We start from the raw sequence: 18,909 nt of genomic DNA, 5'->3' as shown, positions 1-18,909 counted from the left end.
GGGCTGGCGCACGTCAGCCCATTTCCTCCACCCGGTCAAAGTGGTATAACAACTCATCCTTCCCTGCCACAGCGAACCGCGCAATGGATCTGAACGAATCCCGTCGTCTTTACCAACAACTCGCCAGTGAACTCAAACGTCGTATCGAGGCGGATGATTATCGCGTGGGCGATAAGCTGCCTGCTGAACGCCTGATCGCTGAAGAGATGGAAGTCAGCCGCACTGTGGTTCGCGAAGCCATCATTATGCTGGAAGTGGAAGGGTATGTTGAAGTACGTAAAGGCTCAGGCATCCACGTCATCAGCAATCAACAGCAAAACCGCGAGACCACCCCCAGCCAGCTGGAATTTGCCAGCTTCGGCCCCTTTGAGCTGTTACAGGCGCGCCAGCTAATTGAAAGTAACGTGGCCGAGTTTGCCGCCACCCAGGTCACGCGTCAGGACATCATGGCGTTGATGGCGATTCAGGAAAAAGCCCGCCAGGAAGACCATTCACGTGATTCAGAATGGGATATGCATTTCCACGTCCGCATCGCGCAATCCACGCAAAACAGCGCGCTCGCCGCGATTGTCGAGAAGATGTGGTTGCATCGCCTGCACAACCCTTATTGGCTCAAGCTGCACGAACATATTGATGCGCGCAACATCACCAGCTGGTGCGACGATCATGACCAGATTCTGAAAGCACTCATGCGCAAAGATCCCGCCGCCAGTAAGCTGGCAATGTGGCAGCACCTGGAAAATACTAAACAGATGCTGTTTAACGCCACCGCCGACGATTTTGAATTTAATGTCGACCGTTACATGTTTGCGGAAAATCCTGTCATCCTGCCGGAAGGTAATGACAATTCTTATTGATTCTGCTGCATTTCCAGGCGAATAAGTCAGTTAATCTGCAATAGTGTCAGCTCATGTAAAGCTCCTTTTGAGCATCTGCGTCAAAAGGTAAAACTCCTGTGCGAGCGCCACTTTACACTGTCTGACCTGCGTGATTTTTGTTACAGTTATCGCCCTTTTCTTACCCTTTGCGACAGGGCTTTAAAAAGTCGCTGATTTAACAATCAATTCTGGATGGATCCGGAAATCCCGCAACGGCTGCATACCAAAAATGTATAACCAAGCCAGCCTGCGCCTCAGCCCCTTACGGGCACGTTTAACAATGATGTTCAGGAATGATTGATGGATATTTTGAAAGCATTGCTGCATGCCTTGTGGCAGCAGGATTACGAAATGCTCTCCGACCCGACACTGGTTTGGGCCATTTATGGCGTGCTGTTCTTGATCCTGTTTCTCGAGAATGGCCTGCTACCCGCCGCGTTTCTGCCCGGCGATAGTCTATTGATTTTAGTCGGTGTTTTGATTGCCAAAGGCACCATGGGTTTCCCGCTGACCATCCTGATTTTGACCACCGGCGCCAGTCTGGGCTGTTGGGTAAGTTACATTCAGGGCCGATGGCTAGGGAATACGCCAACGGTACAGAAGTGGCTCTCGCACCTTCCGGCGCAATATCATCAACGCGCGCACAGCTTATTCCATCGCCATGGTCTTTCGGCCTTGCTGATCGGTCGGTTCATTGCCTTTGTGCGCACCCTGCTGCCGACCATAGCGGGGCTTTCTGGCCTGAGTAATGCACGCTTTCAGTTCTTCAACTGGATGAGCGGCTTCCTGTGGGTGCTGATTCTGACGGTACTGGGCTTCGCGCTGGGTAAAACGCCGATTTTCCGCCGCTATGAAGATGAACTGATGTTCTGCCTGATGCTGTTACCGCTGGTATTGCTGGTGATTGGTCTGGTGGGCTCTCTGGTGGTGCTGTGGCGTAAACGTCAGTCTTCACGCAACGGGAATTCACAGCCATGATCAGATTCCGTGGATTCGCAAGGCGCTTCGTGCCCTGGGCACTTGGCGCTGCGCTGGCGCTGCTGGCGGTGATCTTTGTACCTTCGATGTTGCAGCACGATACCGTGGTACAGATTCGCGTCGCACACAATGGCACCAATTTGCCGGATGGCTTTTATCTGTATCAGCAGCTGAGTGCGCAAGGTGTGCGTATCAAAAGCATTACACCTGCGGGCGATGCGCTGCTGATTCATTTCGAAAATGAAGAACAAAGCCTTGCCGCCCAAAAAGTGCTGAAACGCTTGCTACCACAGGGCTTTGTCGTTGCAAGCGGACCGCAGGCTTCGCAGCAAGTACCTGACAGTAACCGCCCAACTTATAGCTGATTTCCACCGTCTGATGACAAGCCAGACGGTGAATCAATCCTCGCTATCCCCGCGTCTTCGTTGAATTTTTTCGTCTGCTGTCTATGCTTAAAGGTAGCGCGAGTTAAGACAAGCTGGGACGCTTCTCCTGCCCGGTTTGCGGCAGGTCATCAACAATGGAAGGTAAAACCTGATGAAACATCAATTACTGCTGGGTGCTATTCTGTTCTCTCTCTCGGGATCTCTGATGGCAGCTGAAACGCTGTGTCAGCAGAAAGAACACGATATTCAGCGTGAAATCGACATGGCTAAACAGCACGATAACCAGCGCCGTGTGACCGGGCTGGAGCGCGCGCTCACTGAAGTACGTGCGAATTGTACTGATGAAAGACTGAAGTCAGCCCACAGCGAACGCATTGCAGAGCAAAAACACAAAATTGCGGAACGTGAGCGTGAGTTGAAGGAAGAGCGTCAGGATGGCGACAAAGATAAGATTGAGAAGCGCGAACGTAAGCTGGAAGAGGCACAGCACGAGCTGAAAAAGCTTGAAGCTGAGCCTTACTAATCGGACTTAAATAAATGATGTAATGGAGAACTTCATGTCTAAAGACACCACATCTGAACATCTGCGTGCGGAACTGAAAAACCTTGCTGACACCCTGGAAGAAGTACTGAGCAGCTCGGCGGATAAATCGAAAACCGAGCTGGACAAACTGCGCAGCAAAGCGCGCGGCGCGATTGAAAGTTCGCGTGAGCGCCTGGGCGATTCCGGTGAGCGCATCGCGCAATCCACGCGTGAAGCGGCAGAGAAGGCCGACGAGTATGTGCGCGATAATCCGTGGCACGGCGTAGGCATCGGTGCAGCTGTCGGTGTACTGATCGGCATCCTGATCTCACGTCGTTGATATGAGCGATAGTCAGAGCCACGGCCCAGGCAAAGGGGTCTTCAACATCGGTCAGCGCGTCGTCACTACCTTAGTGAGTATGGTGGAAACGCGCGTCCGTCTGGCGATTGTTGAGCTAGAGGAGGAGAAAGCCAATCTGATTCAAATGCTGATGATGGTTGGACTGACGATGCTGTTTACCGCTTTTGGTTTAATGAGCCTGATGGTGCTGATCATCTGGGCGGTAGATGCGCAGTATCGGCTGATGGCGATTGCCATTACTACCGCCGTACTGTTTGCGCTGGCGTTGATCTTTGGTGTGTGGACGCTATATAAGTCACGCCAGTCAACGTTGCTGCGTCATACCCGCAAGGAGCTGGAAACCGATCGTAGCTTGCTGGAGGAGCATCGCTCATGAGCCGTCGTGAACGTGAAGCACGCATTCATGAACTGTTGAATCAGGTTCAGCAGCAGCGATTGGATCTCAGTGCTGCACGCCGTGACTGGCTGGATGGCACCGCTCACTACGATCGCGGCTGGCTAACGTTTCTCAGCTTACGCCGCTATCTGGCGATTGGCAGCAGCGCACTGGCTATCTGGTCAATCCGCAGTCCTAACCGTATTTTGCGTTGGGCAAAACGCGGTTTTGGGCTTTGGAGTACCTGGCGCATGATCAAATCCACGCTCGAACCTCGCTAACGTCTTCATTTGAAACCGGATATAAAAAATCCGGTTTTTCTTTATCAAAATCCCTGAACAACATTGACAGTTTAACTCGCTTACAACTGTTGCAACCTGCGACTATCATCTACCTCCATCAGCCCAACGAATTGCGACCTGCGATTCAGCGGGATCAAAACCTTGCAGGCCAACAACCTGCTTCTTAATTCTTGTTGGAGTAAATGATGAAAAAATTCGAAGACTCAGGCCTGCTGCTGGCACGTGTATTAATGACCATTCTGTTCATCACTGCGGGCTGGGGCAAAATCACCGGTTATGCCGGTACCGCGCAATACATGCAGGCGATGGGCGTCCCGGGCTTCTTATTGCCGCTGGTTATTCTGCTGGAGTTCGGCGGCGGTCTGGCAATTCTGTTCGGTTTCCTGACGCGTTTCACCGCACTGTTCACTGCGGGCTTCACTCTGCTGACTGCGTTCCTGTTCCACAGCAACTTTGCTGAAGGCGTTAACCAGCTGATGTTCATGAAAAACCTGTCCATCGCCGGTGGTTTCCTGGTGCTGGGTCTGGTAGGTCCGGGTGCATACAGCATCGACCGTCTGATTCGTGCTCGTTTCGCACCAGCAGCCGCACGCTAAGCACACAAGCGCTGCCAGAACACATATACTGATTTGCAGGGGCGGGGATTTTCCCCGCCCTTTTTCTTTATGGAGGGCTTATGGGACAACTGATTGACGGTGTATGGCATGACACCTGGTACGATACGAAGTCAACCGGTGGCCGCTTCAAACGCACAGAAGCAGTCTGGCGCAACTGGATCACCGCAGATGGCAGTGCTGGCCCCACCGGCAAGGCGGGTTTCGCTGCCGAGCGCGATCGCTATCATCTTTATGTTTCTCTTGCCTGTCCGTGGGCACACCGCACGCTGCTGATGCGCCAGCTTAAAGGGCTGGAAGAGATGATTTCCGTCTCAGTGGTGCATCCATTGATGCTGGAAAACGGCTGGACCTTCGACGACGATTTCCCGGACGCAACCGGCGACTCTCTGTATCAAAACGAATTCCTCTATCAGCTCTACCTGCACGCCGACCCGCAATATACAGGCCGCGTGACCGTTCCGGTGCTGTGGGATAAAACTCAGCACACCATCGTCAGCAATGAATCGGCTGATATCATCCGTATGCTCAACACGGCCTTCGATGCACAAGGTGCCCGCGCCGGAGATTATTATCCGCCGACGTTGCGCGATAAGATCGATGAGCTGAACGGTTGGATTTACGACACGGTGAACAATGGCGTGTATAAGAGCGGATTCGCGACCTCGCAGGCGGCCTATGATGAATCAGTCACCGCGCTGTTCCATTCGCTGGCGCGACTTGAGCAGATCCTCGGCCAGCATCGCTATCTGGCTGGCGATCGCCTGACGGAAGCGGATTTGCGTTTATGGACCACCTTAGTCCGCTTCGACCCGGTGTATGTCACGCATTTCAAGTGCGACCGTCACCGCATCAGTGATTACCGCAATTTGAGCGGCTTTCTGCGTGATATCTACCAGATGCCGGGCATCGCCGATACAGTGAATCTGCCGCATATTCGCCATCACTATTACTGTAGCCACAAGACCATCAACCCGAGCGGCGTAATTTCGCTGGGCCCGGCGTTTGACTGGGATGAGCCACACGGCCGCGGTTGAGGTTAGTGGGGATCATTGCGTTCAACACACTCCTTTTTTAAGGAGTGTGTTGTGCAGGTTTTAAAAGGTGGAATACGAGGTGAACCGCCTGACACTCCATTTCTTCATGCGCGTTAGCCGCTAAGTGTCAGGCCGATGTGCCCCCTTTTAAGCAAACTTAATCAGCACCATCCCCGCAATCAGCAATCCCACCCCTAACCAGCCGATGCGATTCAGACGTTGACCAAACAGTACCCAACCAGCCGCTACCGTTGCCACCAGACCAAAACCACCCCACAGTGCATAAGCCACTGAGAGATCGATCCCTTTCACCGCTTGTGACAACGCACTGAATGCCCCCAGCACCGCGACCAGTGAGAGCAGGCCGTAAATGACACGGCGGAAACCATCGGAGTATTTGAGAAAGATATTCGCGACGATCTCCAGCCCAATCGCCAGTGCAAGCCAGGTAACGTGCGCCGCATTAAACGTGGCCATGTTGCAGCTCCTTGCGTGTCAGCGTGCCAGATTTGATTAGCGCAATTCCCGCCACCAGCGTGATTAAGCCCGCCACCTTCATCAGCGATAAGGGTTCATCGAACAGCGTGACGCTGAACAGGGTGATAAACAGAATGCCGATACCTTCCCACATCGCATAGGCCACGCCTAAAGCGATACGTTTTACGGCGAAAGACAGGAAAATATAAGAGAGCGCAATCATCACCAGCATAAAAATAAAACCCGCGTTGTCGTCATTGACGCTGGCCCATTTCATAGAGAGCGTGCCGGTTATTTCAGCCAGGATAGCTAAAACCAATAAAAGCCAATAGCGCATACTTTCTCTCCTTAAGAGAAATAAAGAACTATCACGCGAAATAAACGCATGTGAAATTTTAAGAATATTTTTAAATAAGGAGAGTGTGGCGCTAAAGCGCGAAGCGCCAGTGCTGGTCGCAGATCGAGCAGTGGAAGAGTGCAGGAAGGTCAGTAGAAATAGCCATCATTGGGGCGAATATTTTGTCCATAATTTTACAACTTATCCACGTTGTTGCTTTTCGTCGATGTGGATGAATAATTGTCCTCGGTAGTGAAACACGCGCCTATTCTGGCATAAGGTTTATTTTGTTATGCGGGATTTTCATTTCTTTACGCTTTGGCATTTTTTATTCTCTGCGAACGAGAATTTATTTTAATTATTGTTATGCCGCGTTCTTTTCATAGAGAGTGGAGTGGACAGTCATTCATCTTGCCGCCGTACGCCAGATAGCAAAAAATCCGCCGAGGCGGGTTTTTCACATGAAAAAGTCGAAACTGACCGATAAGCCGCGTTCTTTTCATAGAGAGTGGAGTGGACAGTCATTCATCTTGCCGCCGTACGCCAGATAGCAAAAACCCCGCCGAAGCGGGGTTTTCACATGAAAAAGTCGAAACTGACTGATAAGCCGCGTTCTTTTCATAAAGAGTGGAGTGGACAGTCATTCATCTTGCGCCGTACGCCAGATAGCAAAAACCCCGCCGGAGCGGGGTTTTCACATGAAAAAGTCGAAACTGACCGATAAGCCGGGTTCTGTCGTGGACAGTCATTCATCTAGGCCAGCAATCGCTCACTGGCTCAAGCAGCCTACCCGGGTTCAGTACGGGCCGTACCTTGTGAACCCCTATTTGGCCTTGCTCCGGGTGGAGTTTACCGTGCCACGAACTGTTGCCAGCCGCGCGGTGCGCTCTTACCGCACCCTTTCACCCTTACCTGATCCCATTACTGGGCCATCGGCGGTTTGCTCTCTGTTGCACTGGTCGTAGGCTTGCGCCCCCCAGGCGTTACCTGGCACCCTGCCCTATGGAGCCCGGACTTTCCTCCCCTCTGCCCGTCTCCCCCGAAAGGGACGACGACAAAGCGGCGACTGTCTGGTCAGCTTCGGCGCGGGATAATAGGCGATCCGCCCGCGTTTGTCACGCCTCTTGCTGCTCCAGCGCGTACTTATACAGGGCGTTCTTCTTAACGCCATGAATTTCCGCCGTTAACGCAGCGGCTTTTTTCAGCGGCAGCTCAGTTTGCAGCAACGCCAGGGTTCGCAACGCTTCGGCAGGCAGCGCTTCTTCATCGGCCTTGTGCCCTTCAACAATCAGCACCATCTCGCCTTTGCGACGGTTTTCGTCTTCCAGTACCCAGGCCAGCAGTTCGCCCACCGGCGCGCCCTGGATGGTTTCCCAGGTTTTGGTGATTTCACGCGCCAGCACCACATAGCGATCGGCACCCCATACGCTCACCATATCTTGCAGGCTATCGATCAAACGGTGAGTAGATTCATAAAAAATGAGGGTACGTGGCTCATTCTCAAGGGAGCGCAGCACATCGCAGCGGCCTTTGCTCTTGGCGGGCAGAAATCCTTCGTAACAGAAACGATCTGACGGTAACCCCGCCGCGCTTAATGCTGTAATCGCCGCGCAGGCACCCGGCAACGGAACCACGCGCACACCTGCTTCACGGCAGCAACGCACCAGATGATAGCCCGGATCGTTGATTAACGGCGTGCCCGCATCAGAGACCAGCGCTATGCTCTGGCCTTCTTGCAGCTTGGCTAACAACACTTCTGCTTTCTGTTGTTCGTTGTGGTCGTGAAGTGCGAACAGTCGCGCATTGATGGCGAAATGTTGTAGCAACAGCCCGGTATGACGTGTATCTTCCGCTGCGACCAGATCGACGCTCGCAAGCACCGTCAGCGCACGCTGCGTGATATCACCCAGGTTACCGATCGGGGTAGGAACGATATAGAGCGTGCTGGCAGAAATCTCTGCCCGATCGAGTTGTTTCATTGTTTCATCCGAATTGCCGATTTAATATTGAGCATCTAGAAAAAAACATCACTGGATACAGTATGCTTCCTTCAAAAGTCGTACGTCATAAAGCAGGACGCTTTGTACCTGTTCTTCTCGCTGGACTGATTTTAGCCGCCTGTAGCGGCCAGGGACCGCAGCAAACCTCCAACGTCAATATTCAGGGGCCTGCTACTGGCCGGTCTGACTATTATCTGCAGCAGGTGCAGCAAAGCAGCGATGATAGCAAGACCGACTGGCAATTACTTGCCATCCGTGCCCTGTTGAAGGAAGGAAAGTATCCGCAGGCTAACGATCAGATCTCGCAACTGCCACAGCAACTCTCTGCAGTGCAGCAGCAGGAGCTGCAATTACTGCGCGCGCAGATGCAGATTGGTCAGCAGGATTTCGGCGGCGCTCAGCAGACGCTGGGTCAGGTGAAGACTGATGGCCTGTCTCAGGATCAGCAGGTGCGCTACTACGCACTGCAAATCGCTGCGGCGCAAAATCGCCCTTCACTCGCGCTCTTACGCGCCTATATTGCTCAGGAGCCGTTGCTGCAAGGCGCCGACCACCAGAGCAATATTGACGCCACCTGGCAAGCTCTGACGCAAATGACGCAGGATCAGCTGAACAGCCTGGTGATTAACGCCAATGAGAACACCCTGCAAGGCTGGCTGGATCTGCTCAACACCTGGCATACCAACAGCCAGGATCCGCAGATGCTGAAAGCGGCGATCAAAGACTGGCAGACACGTTATCCGCAAAACCCGGGTGCGAAAACATTACCAACTCAGCTTAGCCAGGTGCAAAACTTCACCAAAGCCTCGACCAGCACCATCGCGCTACTGCTGCCGCTGAATGGCCAGGCACAGGTTTTTGCCAATGCGATTCAGAAAGGTTTTAACGATGCCAAAAATGGCGTGTTAACTGCACCAGCCCCGCAACCCGCCCCTGCTGCTACTGCGGCAACCGATGCCAATGGCCAGCCGTCAGCACAACAGCCTGGCGACGCGAACGCACAACAGCCTGCCGATGCTAACGCTGCCGCTAACGCAGTTGTCAGCCCGGCCATGGCAGGTAATATGCCGCCACAGACCGAACAGCCGCAGCCCGCAGCACAACCGGCGACTACGGCGGCTCAGCCGGACAGCAACGCTCAGGTTAAAGTTTATGACACCAGCAGCCAGCCGATTGCCCAGGTGATGCAGCAGGCGCAGCAGGATGGCGCGACTATCGTGGTGGGTCCACTGCTGAAAAACGACGTGGAATCGGTGGTGAACAGCCAGACGCCACTCAACGTGCTGGCGCTGAACGAGCCAGAACAGATCCAGAACCATCCGAATATTTGTTATTTTGCGCTTTCTCCTGAAGACGAAGCGCGCGATGCCGCGCACCATATCTACGAGCAAGGCAAACGCCAGCCATTACTGCTGGTACCGCGTAGCAGCTATGGCGATCGCGTCAGCAAGGCGTTCGCACAGGAGTGGCAGAAACTTGGCGGTTCCACCGTACTGCAACAGCGTTTCGGTGGCGTTTCTGAGCTGAAACAAGGTATTAATAGCGGAGCGGGTATCGCATTGAGTGGCACGCCGCTGACGGTTGAACAGCCGCAGTCTGCCGCCGTGGCTGTTGCGGGCCTGACCATTCCAGCGCCGCAAACCACCCCGCCAGCGCCAACGACCGATGCCAGCGGCGGCAGTGTGGATGCAGTGTACATCGTGGCCAGCCAGGACGAGCTGCAACTGATCAAGCCGATGATTGCAATGCGCACCAGCAGCCGCAACAACATCGCACTGTATGCAAGCTCACGCAGTGCGCAGGCGGGTGCCGGTCCAGACTTCCGTCTGGAAATGGATGGCCTGCAGTTCAGTGATATTCCGCTGCTCTCCGGTAACAATACGGGTCTGATGCAGCAGGCGGCGAAGTCGTTTAACAACGATTATTCGCTGGTTCGCCTCTACGCGATGGGCATTGATGCCTGGACGCTGGCGAATCACTTTAACCAGATGCGCCAGGTGCCTGGTTTTGCCATTGATGGCAACACTGGCAAACTGAGCGCCGACACGGATTGCGTGATCAACAGGAAGTTGGCATGGAACCAGTATCGTCAGGGACAAATCGTTCCAGTGCAGTAAACCGCCAGCGCATTGGCGCTGAGCAGGAGCAGCAGGCGCGTGGCTATCTGGAGCGCGCCGGGCTGCGATGGGTTGCCAGCAACGTGCGTTGCCGCAGTGGGGAAATTGATCTCATTATGCGAGACGCCGATTGCTGGGTGTTTGTCGAAGTGCGCTATCGACGCGATGCGCGCTACGGCGGTGCCGCCGCCAGCGTGACGCGCCAGAAACAACAAAAGCTGCTGCGTACCGCTGCATGGTGGTTGCTGGCACGCGGCGGCAGTTTTGATACGGTGAATTGCCGTTTTGACATCATTGCCATTACCGGGCGTGAGCTGGAATGGCTGCCCGATGCCTTTAATGCCGATGGATAGAACCAGGTGGTCTTGTGCAGGACAGAATTAAAGCGTGTTTTACCGAAAGTATTCAGACTCAAATCGCCGCTGCGGAGGCACTGCCGGATGCGATTTCTCGCGCCGCTATGACGCTGGTGCAGTCGCTGCTGAACGGTAACAAAATCCTGAGTTGTGGTAACGGTGCTTCATCGGCCAATGCTCAGCATTTTGCCGCCAGTATGATTAACCGTTTTGAGACCGAGCGCCCGAGCCTGCCTGCGCTGGCACTGAGCGCCGACAATGTCATGCTGACGGCGATCGGCAACGATCGTCTCCACGATGAAGTTTATGCCAAGCAGGTTCGCGCGCTTGGTCAGGCCGGTGATGTGCTGCTGGCTATTTCAACCCGTGGCAACACCCGCGATATTGTTAAAGCGGTTGAAGCTGCGGTGACTCGCGATATGACTATCGTCGCGTTGACCGGCCATGATGGCGGTGAGCTGGCTGGCCTGTTGGGTCCGCACGATGTGGAAATTCGCATTCCGTCACATCGCAGCGCACGCATTCAGGAGATGCATATGCTGACGCTGAACTGCCTGTGTGATTTGATTGATAACACTTTGTTCCCACACCAGGAATGACTGAAGGAGCTCAAATGAAAGCATTGAACGCTGTCGCCATTCTTTTAACCGCCATGATGCTGCAAGGCTGTGTTGCCGTTGTGGCAGGCGGCGCCGCTGTGGCGACCAAAACCGCAACGGACCCGCGCACCGTCGGTACGCAAGTGGATGATGGTACGCTGGAACTGCGTGTCAGTAACGCACTGGCTAAAGATGAACAAATCAAAAACCAGGCGCGCGTCGTGGTCACCGCTTATCAGGGCAAAGTGCTGCTGACCGGTCAATCGCCATCGGCTGATTTGGCGAGCCGCGCCAAGCAGATTGCCATGGGCGTGGATGGTGCCACCGAGGTGTATAACGAAATCCGCACTGGCCAAAAAGTGAGCCTCGGAACCTCATCATCCGATACCTGGATCACCACCAAAATCCGCTCACAGCTGCTGGGTAGCGATCAGGTGAAATCATCGAACGTGAAAGTGACCACGGAAAACGGTGAAGTGTTCCTGCTCGGTCTGGTGACACAACAGGAAGCCACTGCGGCGGCCGATGTGGCCAGTCGTGTAAGCGGTGTGAAACACGTAACGACCGCGTTCACCATCCTGAAGTAATCTGCATCTGACGGGCGCAGTCAGCTGCGCCCCGACCACAGACAAGGGCAGCCTCAGCGGGCTGCCTTTTTTTATGCCGGTAAATCGATGACGAGAGCACGTAGCGGCGTTTTCGCCTGCAACGTAATCTGCTGTTCTTCACTCAAGAACGCGCCGTCACCGCAGCTCAGTAACTCCTGATTGGCGCTACTTGCCTGCAGATCCAACGAACCGTGGATAGATTGCAGATAGGCACGAGGGCCGTTCAGTTTCACCATATGCTGCTCACCGGGTGCGAGTATCACCTGATGGACCCAAACTTGCTGACGCAGTTGCAGGCTGCCATCCACGCCGTCTGGCGAGGCCAGCAAGAAACGGGTCTGCTGCGGCACAGCGATTTTCTGCAGCAGCGGATTCTCTCGATCCGGGCAGGCCGCCAGCCACAGCTGCATGCGTGTTAGCGGGTGATCTTTGCTGATGTTGATTTCGCTGTAGTTCACACCCTGACGTGCCGACAGCAGCATGGCCTCGCCTTCCCGCGCGACCAGGTGGTTACCTTCGCTGTCGCGGTATTCTGCTTCGCCCTGCAACACCAGGTTCAGCACATCCACCTGCGGACAGCTGCGTGGCTGGAACGCCGCACCGGGTGCCAGCACTTCCTGATTAAGCACACGCAATGAGGCGTAGCCCATTAATTTCGGGTCAAAATAGTGGCCAAAAGAGAAGCTGTATCGCGCCTGCAACCAACCGAAATCGGCCTGGCCACATGCTGACGCGCAGCGGGTTGTCATCATGATTTACCTCCGACGCACTGCGGTGAGATTCGACCACAGGCTTTATACGTTAATGGTAAAAGGCTGGACGCCGGATTGTTAGCCAGTTAATCTGCCTGGCATATTCAAATTTACTGACAGAGAACCGGCATGGCAAAAGACCGCGCGTTAACCCTCGAAGCTTTACGTGTGATGGATGCTATCGACCGTCGTGGTAGCTTTGCTGCGGCAGCCGATGAACTGGGCCGCGTTCCCTCTGCATTGAGCTATACCATGCAGAAACTGGAAGAAGAGCTGGACGTGGTGCTGTTTGACCGCTCCGGCCATCGCACCAAGTTCACCAATGTCGGGCGTATGCTACTGGAGCGTGGGCGCGTGCTGCTGGAAGCGGCCGATAAACTCACCACCGATGCCGAAGCGCTGGCTCGCGGTTGGGAAACCCATCTAACCATTGTGGCCGAAGCACTGATCCCCACCAATCTGCTGTTTCCTGTCGTTGAAAAGCTGGCTGAGAAAGCCAACACGCAGATTTCGCTGGTGACGGAAGTGCTGGCCGGTGCCTGGGAGCGTCTTGAACAGGGCCGCGCGGACATCGTGATAGCGCCTGATATGCATTTCCGTGCATCAACCGAGATCAACACCCGTAAGCTCTACAGCATTATGAGCGTCTACGTGGCCAGTCCGGATCACCCGATTCATCAGGAAGCCGAGCCGCTGTCTGAAGTGACGCGCGTGAAGTATCGCGGCATCGCGGTGGCGGATACCGCGCGCGAACGCCCGGTGTTAACGGTGCAGCTGCTGGATAAACAGCAACGCCTGACGGTGAGTAGCATGGACGATAAACGCCGAGCGCTGCTGGCAGGATTGGGTGTCGCCACCATGCCTTATCCGATGGTGGAACAGGATATCGCCGAAGGCCGTCTGCGTGTGGTGAGTGCCGAATACACCCGTGAGGTGGATATCATTATGGCATGGCGTCGCGATAGCATGGGTGAAGCCAAAGCGTGGTGCCTGCGTGAAATCCCGCGGTTGCTGGCGAAGCAGCGTAGCTGATTAAGACCAGGCCGGCATAAATACTGACTCTATCCCAACAGTGTAGCGGGATATTCATCGCAAACATCATGAGCCGGGATGCGTGCCGGACGTTGTAGTGCTGGCTTCATCCGACCCTGGTTTACCATCACATCCGGCTCAGACAATCGATCGCCACCGCTTTAAAGCTGACGAAATCCGCGCAATCGCGCAATCGGGTCATCGCCCTCTCCCGCAGGAAGGTGACGAACAGATCGTAAATCGCCATCGCCTCTTCGTATTCGCTTTTACTGATCGCCAGCAGGAAAATCACCGAAGCGGTTTCATCACCCCAGCTCACGCCATGCGGCGCCAGCACGGTATACACCACGGTTTTCTTCGCCAGCAATCCCAGTGAGTGTGGCAGCGCAATGCCTTCGCCGAGCAGGGTGCTGACAATCGCTTCTCGCTCTTCGACGGAGGGATAAAAGTCAGCATCCACACAGCCTTCTGACTCCAGCTGATCGCACAACACGCGGAACAGCGCGGATTGCGTCATCGGCTTATCCAGCACCATAAAGTGCTGTGCATCGAAGTATTTTTCCAGCATGTAAGGCCGTGTGCGATCCACCAGCACCAGCTTACCCAACTGCTCCAGCTGGAACTCGGTCGGGAACGGCGACATCACCGCAATCGGTTTATTCTTCTCACTCAAACGCACGGTGGAAATCACGAAATCTTCGTCAATGTGTTCGCGCATCTCGTAATCACGCTGCGACAAACGCGCCGTGACCACCAACTGCGGGTATTTACGCAGCAGCAGCGCTTCAATCATGCGCAGTGTGGAGTTGCCGCTGTCGCACACCAGCAGCACCTGCGGATGGCGTTGATAGCCGACATCGTAATGCCGCTCTAGCCCGACACCGATGTGCAGCACCAGAAAACCGATTTCGTTCTCGCTGATGCTGTACGGCGTGTACTTTCCCCAGCTGGTGACCGCCGCCAGCGTCACGTCATACGCCATCGGATAGTGCTGTTTGATGTTACTCAGCAGCGGGTTGGGGATGTGAATCTGGTAGCGCACCCGGGTAATCATAGTTTTGATATGGGTGAGCAGATCGGCCCGCAACTGCTCATCCTGCTGCAAGCGGTAGTTGTAATGGGTGTTGATGTAGTTCAGCAGGTAATCGACTAACGCATCGGCGTCATCAGCATTAATGGTGCTGGGCGACAGCGCCTGAATCTGCCGGGCGGCGATATTGACGCGCAGCCAGTTCTCTTCCGCCTGCGAGATCGGTTTGCCGACCAGCGGCTGCATCAGATTCACCAGATGATGCGCGGCTTCGCGCACCTCATCACCGACATCTTCTGCGCCGGGATCGTTGAGCGGGAAACCTTCGCTGATGCGTCGCACCGCCACCGCACAGTAAATTTGCAGATAGCGCTCGCCCTCATCGCTCAGGCGAATCGCATACTGATTAAAGCAGTGCTGCAACAGCGGTTCCAGCTGTGCCAGGATGCCGCTGTGCAGCGCTTCCACCGTCAACAGCGGGCTGTCGGGCATCTCCTGATCAATTTGCCACAGCAAATCCGTCAGGCAGGTGCGGATCGCCGCTTCGCTGCCGAACAACTTCATGCCGTAATGCGGCTTGGTTTCGATATTCAGATGATAGCGGCCAAGCCATTCCCGCACCTCCGCCATGTCGCTTTGCAGGGTGGCACGGCTGACAAACCACTCTTCCGACAGGTCTTCAAGCTTGAGTGAATAGGCGGCGGTGAGAAAACGCGTGAGCAAATAGCGTACGCGATCCTGAGAAGTGCGCGGCACGCGCAGCGGCGCGGCGCTCTCTTCCTGCAGACGGTCAAAAAGCGCCACATCGTCGATCTTCAGCTGATATCCCGCGCCGCGCGCCAGTACGAACTGTGCGCCGTGCTGCTCCAGCAGCGCATTCAGCGCGGTGATATCGGTGCGCACCGTGCGCGTTGAAACTGAAAAGCGGCGCGCCAGTTCATCCTGTGGCAGCGTTTCATTTTGCAGCGCAGCGAAAAGTTGGGCCAGACGCTGATTGGGAAATCTCACGGAGCTTCACCTGTGACTCGTTTGTTACAGCAGTTTCTTGCACGTTGCCAGAAGCTGACGCACATCGTCAATGCGCGTGTCGCCAGTGGCACTGTCGATGATCGAACTATAGACGTGTGGAATCACTTTGCTGACGCCCGCATCGAGTGCAATCTGCACAATGGCTTCGAAGTTATTGAGATCGATGCCGCCGGTCGGTTCCAGCCAGAAGTCGTGACGCGCACAGGCTTCAGCAACGGCACGGTACTCATTCACCGCTTTTAAGCCGCCCATCGGGAAGTATTTCACCGAACTGCCCCCCATGTCCTGCAGCATGGCGATAGCGCTGTCGATCGGCACAATCGCATCTTCCAGTTGCGAGCTGCGCGGTCCGGTGGAAATTTTCACCAGGCCCGGCGTGCCGGTTGGTGAAATCAAACCGTTGACCACGGTGTGATGCTGCCCGAGCAGCGCGCGGCTGGTCGCCACACCGGTAAACACCTGGTTCACGTGCTGCGGTTGCAGCACCGCTGAGATCTCACTCACCATCGCCGACTGATTCGGATCGCCCGCGCCCAGTCCGACGGACAGCGCGTTGTCGATCAGTGCCGCGTACTCACGCATATCGGCAATCGCTTCTTCATTGCTCGCGTAATTTTTTGATAAGACGCCCACCAGCACGTGGCCTTCTGCGGCCTGCCAGATCTCTTTGGCGTTCTGCTTAGAACCGGCCAGCACGTTGAGGCACAGACGGCCCTGATAGAAATTCGGGTTCAGACTCATGCGCGTTTTCCTCCACTGAGTAACGCCTGGATACGGCTAAAGATAATATGCAGCTGATCGGTGCTGACGCTGCGCACATCCGCTTCGATAATGCCTTCGTTGGCTTTGTAGCCACGGAAGTAGATGGCGATGTCGCCGGTTTTCAGTGCCTGCACCAGCTCACCGGTTGGCCATTGAGTGACAGCTTCATCGAACTTGATCTCGGCACGGGCGATATCGCGGCCCGCCGCATCCCATACCACGCGTGCAGACACACCATTGATTGTGTTGAGGTTATCGATAAACGGCGTCATGTTGGCTACCATCTCAGCGCCGGTGGTTTTCGGCTGCACCAGATAGTTTTCAATCGCCTGCGTCAGACCAAGAATGCCCTCTTTACCGACTTTCATCGCGCGGCCAATACCGTTACTTTGACGTTTTACCCACTCAACGTACTGGGTGCGGCCAATCACCAGACCGCTGGTCGGCCCTTCAATCGCCTTGGCACCGCTGTAGATCACCAGGTCCGCGCCCATCTGGTAGTAGCACTGCAGATCTTCTTCTGCCGCCGCATCCACGATTAACGGGATACCGTGTTTACGCGCGACTACCGCCGCCTGCTCCACACTCAGGTGGCTCTTCTGCACGCAGTGGTGTGATTTGATGTAAAGCAGCGCCGCCGTGGTTGGCGTGATGGCCGCAGCCAGCTGTTCTGGCGAACATTCGTTGCTGTAGCCGGCTTCCACCAGACGTCCGCCGCCCAGCGCCACCATCGCACCCACCGGCGCACCGAAGTTCACGTTATGGCCTTTCGGCACCACGATATCGTGCGGCACGGTCAGCGGCGCGGCATGCAGGTTGTCCAGCAGCCAGTCGTTATCTTTAACGATCACCGCCGCCACGCTCTGTGCGATGCCCGCAGAGGCGCAGGAGACCACCACCGCGCTCTCGACATCCAGCAGTTTAGCGATATACGCGCCAGTTTTATTGACCAGATCTTTGATCTCGAAATAGTGATTCAAACCGTAGCTGACGGTCTCGACCACATCGGCAGAAGGCGTTGAAACACCAAGAATGGTCATACGACCGGAGGCATTGATGACCTGTTTCAGGTCATATTTTTCATAAATCGAAGACATGATTAGCTTTCCCTTCATCAGTCAGATGCCACTTACCCGCGATAACCACGGCCAGCGGCAGCAAATGTTGCTCACCCAAAACCCGTTCGCCTTCAGCATCAACGAACGGGCGGGCTTCCTCTTTGACGGTAAAAATGGTCAGGTCGGCGTCATAACCTTCGGTTAAGCGCCCTTTGCCCGCTAAGCGCAGGCCAGCCGCGGCATTACCGGTGACGCAGTCGATAACCTGCGGCAGCGTCATGCCAATGCTGAAGAATTTCGACATCACATGCGCCAGGCTGTGTACCGGGCCGTTGATGCGGTTGCGACAGTAAATGTCCGAGCTAATGGTGTCGGGCAGAATACCCTGCGCGATGGCCTGACGGGCCACTTCAAAGCTGAAGCTGGCGCTGCCGTGACCGATATCCAGCTTCACGCCGCGCGCGATGGCATTTTTCACCGCGGCTTTCAGTTCGCCCTGCGGCGACAGAATGCGGTTGGGTTTGCCGTTGAAGCAGTGAGTGATGATGTCACCGGAGGTGAGCAAATCGGCGATCTCTTCCAGCACCGGCGGGTTGTTGCCGATGTGCACCATCAGCGGCAGATTTCCCGCCGCCTGTTGAATGGCTTTGGCGCGAATCAGCGGCTGAATGCCATTTTCACCCACCACGCTGCTGCTCATGCGCGCTTTTAATCCCACGATAAAGTCCGGGCGACGTTTCACCGCCTGCACCACCGCATCACCGTCGATCTGCGTCATATCGGTCAGCTCATTCTGGGTGATGATGCCGGTACGTGAAATGTTGATCAGCGCGCGCACTTCGGTGGTGGCGGAACGGGTGAGCTGATAGAAATCGTCGATATGATCCGCGCCGGTGCTGCCTGCATCAATCACGGTAGTGACGCCCTGCGCCATCCCAATCGCATCGGCTTCATCGTGATAAATCGGGGATTTGGGATAGCAGTGCACGTGGCTGTCGATCCAGCCGGCGCTGACGTAATAGCGCCCCTCTAAATCGCGCTCCTGCTGAGCTGAACCGTTGACATCGCCGACCGCAGCAATCTTGCCGTGCTGGATGGCGATATCCACCAGCTGTTCGTCGCACAAACGCGCGCGGCGCAGAATCAGATCAAACATATTTACTCCTTAACAACCTGCATTCAGCCCGGTGCGCATCAATACGCACCCTACGGAATTTGCATCACATCTGTGTGGGGTCATCAATGCGCCTCCACACAGAATGCACTGTTCAATCGTAGGGTCGCCGTGAAGGGCGAC

Annotated in this window: 22 protein-coding genes and 1 other RNA gene; 14 read left to right on the top strand and 9 right to left on the bottom strand. The window is 55.1% G+C overall.

The genetic code is table 11. The features are described from left to right. Positions 1-83: 83 nt before the first annotated feature. The 9 genes from exuR (at position 84) to CRO33_RS21545 (ending at position 5,455) form a co-directional block, all read left to right on the top strand. On the top strand, positions 84-857 hold the full coding sequence (gene exuR / locus CRO33_RS21585; RefSeq protein WP_034829188.1) for a transcriptional regulator ExuR: 774 nt from the start codon (positions 84-86) through the stop codon (positions 855-857). A 321-nt stretch (positions 858-1,178) separates the two neighbouring features. Then, the gene (locus CRO33_RS21580; protein ID WP_034829190.1) at positions 1,179-1,856 is read left to right on the top strand and encodes a DedA family protein; all 678 of its coding nucleotides are present in this window, start codon (positions 1,179-1,181) and stop codon (positions 1,854-1,856) included. Next, the gene (gene mzrA, locus CRO33_RS21575; protein ID WP_097119531.1) at positions 1,853-2,221 is read left to right on the top strand and encodes an EnvZ/OmpR regulon moderator MzrA; all 369 of its coding nucleotides are present in this window, start codon (positions 1,853-1,855) and stop codon (positions 2,219-2,221) included. Before CRO33_RS21580 ends, mzrA begins: the two co-directional genes overlap by 4 nt. Positions 2,222-2,393: 172 nt before the next feature. Next, entirely contained in the window at positions 2,394-2,765 is a 372-nt protein-coding gene (locus tag CRO33_RS21570; protein ID WP_097119530.1) for a DUF1090 domain-containing protein, read from the top strand. A 34-nt stretch (positions 2,766-2,799) separates the two neighbouring features. Next, positions 2,800-3,105 (top strand): DUF883 family protein, encoded by a 306-nt coding sequence (locus tag CRO33_RS21565; protein WP_034829194.1) that lies wholly within the window; start codon positions 2,800-2,802, stop codon positions 3,103-3,105. Between the two features lies 1 nt (position 3,106). Beyond that, complete coding sequence (locus CRO33_RS21560) at positions 3,107-3,502, top strand: phage holin family protein (RefSeq protein WP_045814842.1); 396 nt, start codon at positions 3,107-3,109, stop codon at positions 3,500-3,502. Continuing rightward, positions 3,499-3,783: a YqjK-like family protein gene (locus CRO33_RS21555; protein ID WP_038644523.1), complete on the top strand. Its 285-nt coding sequence runs from the start codon at positions 3,499-3,501 to the stop codon at positions 3,781-3,783. The genes CRO33_RS21560 and CRO33_RS21555 overlap by 4 nt, the downstream gene beginning before the upstream one ends. A 206-nt stretch (positions 3,784-3,989) precedes the next feature. Beyond that, a complete protein-coding gene (locus CRO33_RS21550; protein WP_034829198.1) occupies positions 3,990-4,400 on the top strand; it encodes a DoxX family protein in 411 nt (136 codons plus the stop codon). An 80-nt stretch (positions 4,401-4,480) separates the two neighbouring features. Then, positions 4,481-5,455 (top strand): glutathione S-transferase family protein, encoded by a 975-nt coding sequence (locus CRO33_RS21545; RefSeq protein WP_097119528.1) that lies wholly within the window; start codon positions 4,481-4,483, stop codon positions 5,453-5,455. 147 nt (positions 5,456-5,602) lie between these two features. On the opposite strand, the gene mdtI is transcribed toward CRO33_RS21545, so the two are convergent. The 4 genes from mdtI to rsmI all read right to left on the bottom strand — a co-directional run bounded on the left by mdtI (position 5,603) and on the right by rsmI (position 8,248). Beyond that, positions 5,603-5,932, bottom strand: a complete 330-nt coding sequence (gene mdtI, locus CRO33_RS21540) for a multidrug/spermidine efflux SMR transporter subunit MdtI (RefSeq protein WP_097119526.1) — start codon at positions 5,930-5,932, stop codon at positions 5,603-5,605. After that, the gene (gene mdtJ, locus CRO33_RS21535) at positions 5,919-6,269 is read right to left on the bottom strand and encodes a multidrug/spermidine efflux SMR transporter subunit MdtJ (protein WP_034829204.1); all 351 of its coding nucleotides are present in this window, start codon (positions 6,267-6,269) and stop codon (positions 5,919-5,921) included. The genes mdtI and mdtJ overlap by 14 nt, the downstream gene beginning before the upstream one ends. A 705-nt stretch (positions 6,270-6,974) precedes the next feature. Further along, positions 6,975-7,351, bottom strand: an RNA gene (gene rnpB / locus CRO33_RS21530) — RNase P RNA component class A. A 33-nt stretch (positions 7,352-7,384) separates the two neighbouring features. Continuing rightward, on the bottom strand, positions 7,385-8,248 hold the full coding sequence (gene rsmI, locus CRO33_RS21525; RefSeq protein WP_097119524.1) for a 16S rRNA (cytidine(1402)-2'-O)-methyltransferase: 864 nt from the start codon (positions 8,246-8,248) through the stop codon (positions 7,385-7,387). 62 nt (positions 8,249-8,310) lie between these two features. On the opposite strand from rsmI, the gene CRO33_RS21520 reads away from it, so the two are divergent. Genes CRO33_RS21520 through dolP form a run of 4 tightly spaced genes read left to right on the top strand, consistent with a single transcriptional unit; the run spans position 8,311 to position 11,928 of the window. Beyond that, complete coding sequence (locus CRO33_RS21520) at positions 8,311-10,386, top strand: penicillin-binding protein activator (protein ID WP_097119519.1); 2,076 nt, start codon at positions 8,311-8,313, stop codon at positions 10,384-10,386. Beyond that, entirely contained in the window at positions 10,344-10,739 is a 396-nt protein-coding gene (locus CRO33_RS21515; RefSeq protein WP_097119518.1) for a YraN family protein, read from the top strand. Before CRO33_RS21520 ends, CRO33_RS21515 begins: the two co-directional genes overlap by 43 nt. A gap of 14 nt (positions 10,740-10,753) precedes the next feature. After that, positions 10,754-11,341 (top strand): DnaA initiator-associating protein DiaA, encoded by a 588-nt coding sequence (gene diaA, locus CRO33_RS21510; RefSeq protein WP_034829211.1) that lies wholly within the window; start codon positions 10,754-10,756, stop codon positions 11,339-11,341. Positions 11,342-11,355: 14 nt separating this feature from the next. Then, positions 11,356-11,928, top strand: a complete 573-nt coding sequence (dolP, locus tag CRO33_RS21505) for a division/outer membrane stress-associated lipid-binding lipoprotein (RefSeq protein ID WP_034829213.1) — start codon at positions 11,356-11,358, stop codon at positions 11,926-11,928. A 71-nt stretch (positions 11,929-11,999) separates the two neighbouring features. Here dolP and CRO33_RS21500 read toward each other — a convergent pair whose 3' ends face one another. After that, complete coding sequence (locus CRO33_RS21500) at positions 12,000-12,701, bottom strand: pirin family protein (RefSeq protein WP_097119517.1); 702 nt, start codon at positions 12,699-12,701, stop codon at positions 12,000-12,002. Between the two features lie 129 nt (positions 12,702-12,830). On the opposite strand from CRO33_RS21500, the gene CRO33_RS21495 reads away from it, so the two are divergent. Further along, on the top strand, positions 12,831-13,733 hold the full coding sequence (locus CRO33_RS21495; RefSeq protein WP_038644506.1) for a LysR family transcriptional regulator: 903 nt from the start codon (positions 12,831-12,833) through the stop codon (positions 13,731-13,733). A gap of 127 nt (positions 13,734-13,860) precedes the next feature. Here the strand turns inward: CRO33_RS21495 and CRO33_RS21490 are convergent, their stop codons facing one another. Genes CRO33_RS21490 through CRO33_RS21475 form a run of 4 tightly spaced genes read right to left on the bottom strand, consistent with a single transcriptional unit; the run spans position 13,861 to position 18,768 of the window. Beyond that, entirely contained in the window at positions 13,861-15,771 is a 1,911-nt protein-coding gene (locus tag CRO33_RS21490; protein ID WP_097119515.1) for a BglG family transcription antiterminator, read from the bottom strand. Positions 15,772-15,795: 24 nt separating this feature from the next. After that, positions 15,796-16,533, bottom strand: a complete 738-nt coding sequence (gene dagF / locus CRO33_RS21485; RefSeq protein WP_097119514.1) for a 2-dehydro-3-deoxy-phosphogluconate aldolase — start codon at positions 16,531-16,533, stop codon at positions 15,796-15,798. Next, the gene (locus CRO33_RS21480) at positions 16,530-17,651 is read right to left on the bottom strand and encodes a DgaE family pyridoxal phosphate-dependent ammonia lyase (protein WP_097119512.1); all 1,122 of its coding nucleotides are present in this window, start codon (positions 17,649-17,651) and stop codon (positions 16,530-16,532) included. The genes dagF and CRO33_RS21480 overlap by 4 nt, the downstream gene beginning before the upstream one ends. After that, positions 17,635-18,768 (bottom strand): amidohydrolase/deacetylase family metallohydrolase, encoded by a 1,134-nt coding sequence (locus CRO33_RS21475; RefSeq protein WP_097119511.1) that lies wholly within the window; start codon positions 18,766-18,768, stop codon positions 17,635-17,637. Before CRO33_RS21475 ends, CRO33_RS21480 begins: the two co-directional genes overlap by 17 nt. Positions 18,769-18,909: the final 141 nt, after the last annotated feature.

This window comes from Pantoea sp. GL120224-02 (genome assembly GCF_900215395.1).
GTDB lineage: Bacteria > Pseudomonadota > Gammaproteobacteria > Enterobacterales > Enterobacteriaceae > Pantoea > Pantoea communis.
Note: the sequence above shows the minus strand (reverse complement) of the source record. Positions and strands in the feature narration are given on the sequence as shown.

What these genes read in the sequence shown, in the direction of transcription:
- exuR (WP_034829188.1), top strand. Translation starts at nt 84, where the DNA reads ATGGATCTGAACGAATCCCGTCGTCTTTACCAACAACTCGCCAGTGAA.
- CRO33_RS21580 (WP_034829190.1), top strand. Translation starts at nt 1,179, where the DNA reads ATGGATATTTTGAAAGCATTGCTGCATGCCTTGTGGCAGCAGGATTAC.
- mzrA (WP_097119531.1), top strand. Translation starts at nt 1,853, where the DNA reads ATGATCAGATTCCGTGGATTCGCAAGGCGCTTCGTGCCCTGGGCACTT.
- CRO33_RS21570 (WP_097119530.1), top strand. Translation starts at nt 2,394, where the DNA reads ATGAAACATCAATTACTGCTGGGTGCTATTCTGTTCTCTCTCTCGGGA.
- CRO33_RS21565 (WP_034829194.1), top strand. Translation starts at nt 2,800, where the DNA reads ATGTCTAAAGACACCACATCTGAACATCTGCGTGCGGAACTGAAAAAC.
- CRO33_RS21560 (WP_045814842.1), top strand. Translation starts at nt 3,107, where the DNA reads ATGAGCGATAGTCAGAGCCACGGCCCAGGCAAAGGGGTCTTCAACATC.
- CRO33_RS21555 (WP_038644523.1), top strand. Translation starts at nt 3,499, where the DNA reads ATGAGCCGTCGTGAACGTGAAGCACGCATTCATGAACTGTTGAATCAG.
- CRO33_RS21550 (WP_034829198.1), top strand. Translation starts at nt 3,990, where the DNA reads ATGAAAAAATTCGAAGACTCAGGCCTGCTGCTGGCACGTGTATTAATG.
- CRO33_RS21545 (WP_097119528.1), top strand. Translation starts at nt 4,481, where the DNA reads ATGGGACAACTGATTGACGGTGTATGGCATGACACCTGGTACGATACG.
- mdtI (WP_097119526.1), bottom strand. Translation starts at nt 5,932, where the DNA reads ATGGCCACGTTTAATGCGGCGCACGTTACCTGGCTTGCACTGGCGATT.
- mdtJ (WP_034829204.1), bottom strand. Translation starts at nt 6,269, where the DNA reads ATGCGCTATTGGCTTTTATTGGTTTTAGCTATCCTGGCTGAAATAACC.
- rsmI (WP_097119524.1), bottom strand. Translation starts at nt 8,248, where the DNA reads ATGAAACAACTCGATCGGGCAGAGATTTCTGCCAGCACGCTCTATATC.
- CRO33_RS21520 (WP_097119519.1), top strand. Translation starts at nt 8,311, where the DNA reads ATGCTTCCTTCAAAAGTCGTACGTCATAAAGCAGGACGCTTTGTACCT.
- CRO33_RS21515 (WP_097119518.1), top strand. Translation starts at nt 10,344, where the DNA reads ATGGAACCAGTATCGTCAGGGACAAATCGTTCCAGTGCAGTAAACCGC.
- dolP (WP_034829213.1), top strand. Translation starts at nt 11,356, where the DNA reads ATGAAAGCATTGAACGCTGTCGCCATTCTTTTAACCGCCATGATGCTG.
- CRO33_RS21500 (WP_097119517.1), bottom strand. Translation starts at nt 12,701, where the DNA reads ATGATGACAACCCGCTGCGCGTCAGCATGTGGCCAGGCCGATTTCGGT.
- CRO33_RS21495 (WP_038644506.1), top strand. Translation starts at nt 12,831, where the DNA reads ATGGCAAAAGACCGCGCGTTAACCCTCGAAGCTTTACGTGTGATGGAT.
- dagF (WP_097119514.1), bottom strand. Translation starts at nt 16,533, where the DNA reads ATGAGTCTGAACCCGAATTTCTATCAGGGCCGTCTGTGCCTCAACGTG.
- CRO33_RS21480 (WP_097119512.1), bottom strand. Translation starts at nt 17,651, where the DNA reads ATGTCTTCGATTTATGAAAAATATGACCTGAAACAGGTCATCAATGCC.
- CRO33_RS21475 (WP_097119511.1), bottom strand. Translation starts at nt 18,768, where the DNA reads ATGTTTGATCTGATTCTGCGCCGCGCGCGTTTGTGCGACGAACAGCTG.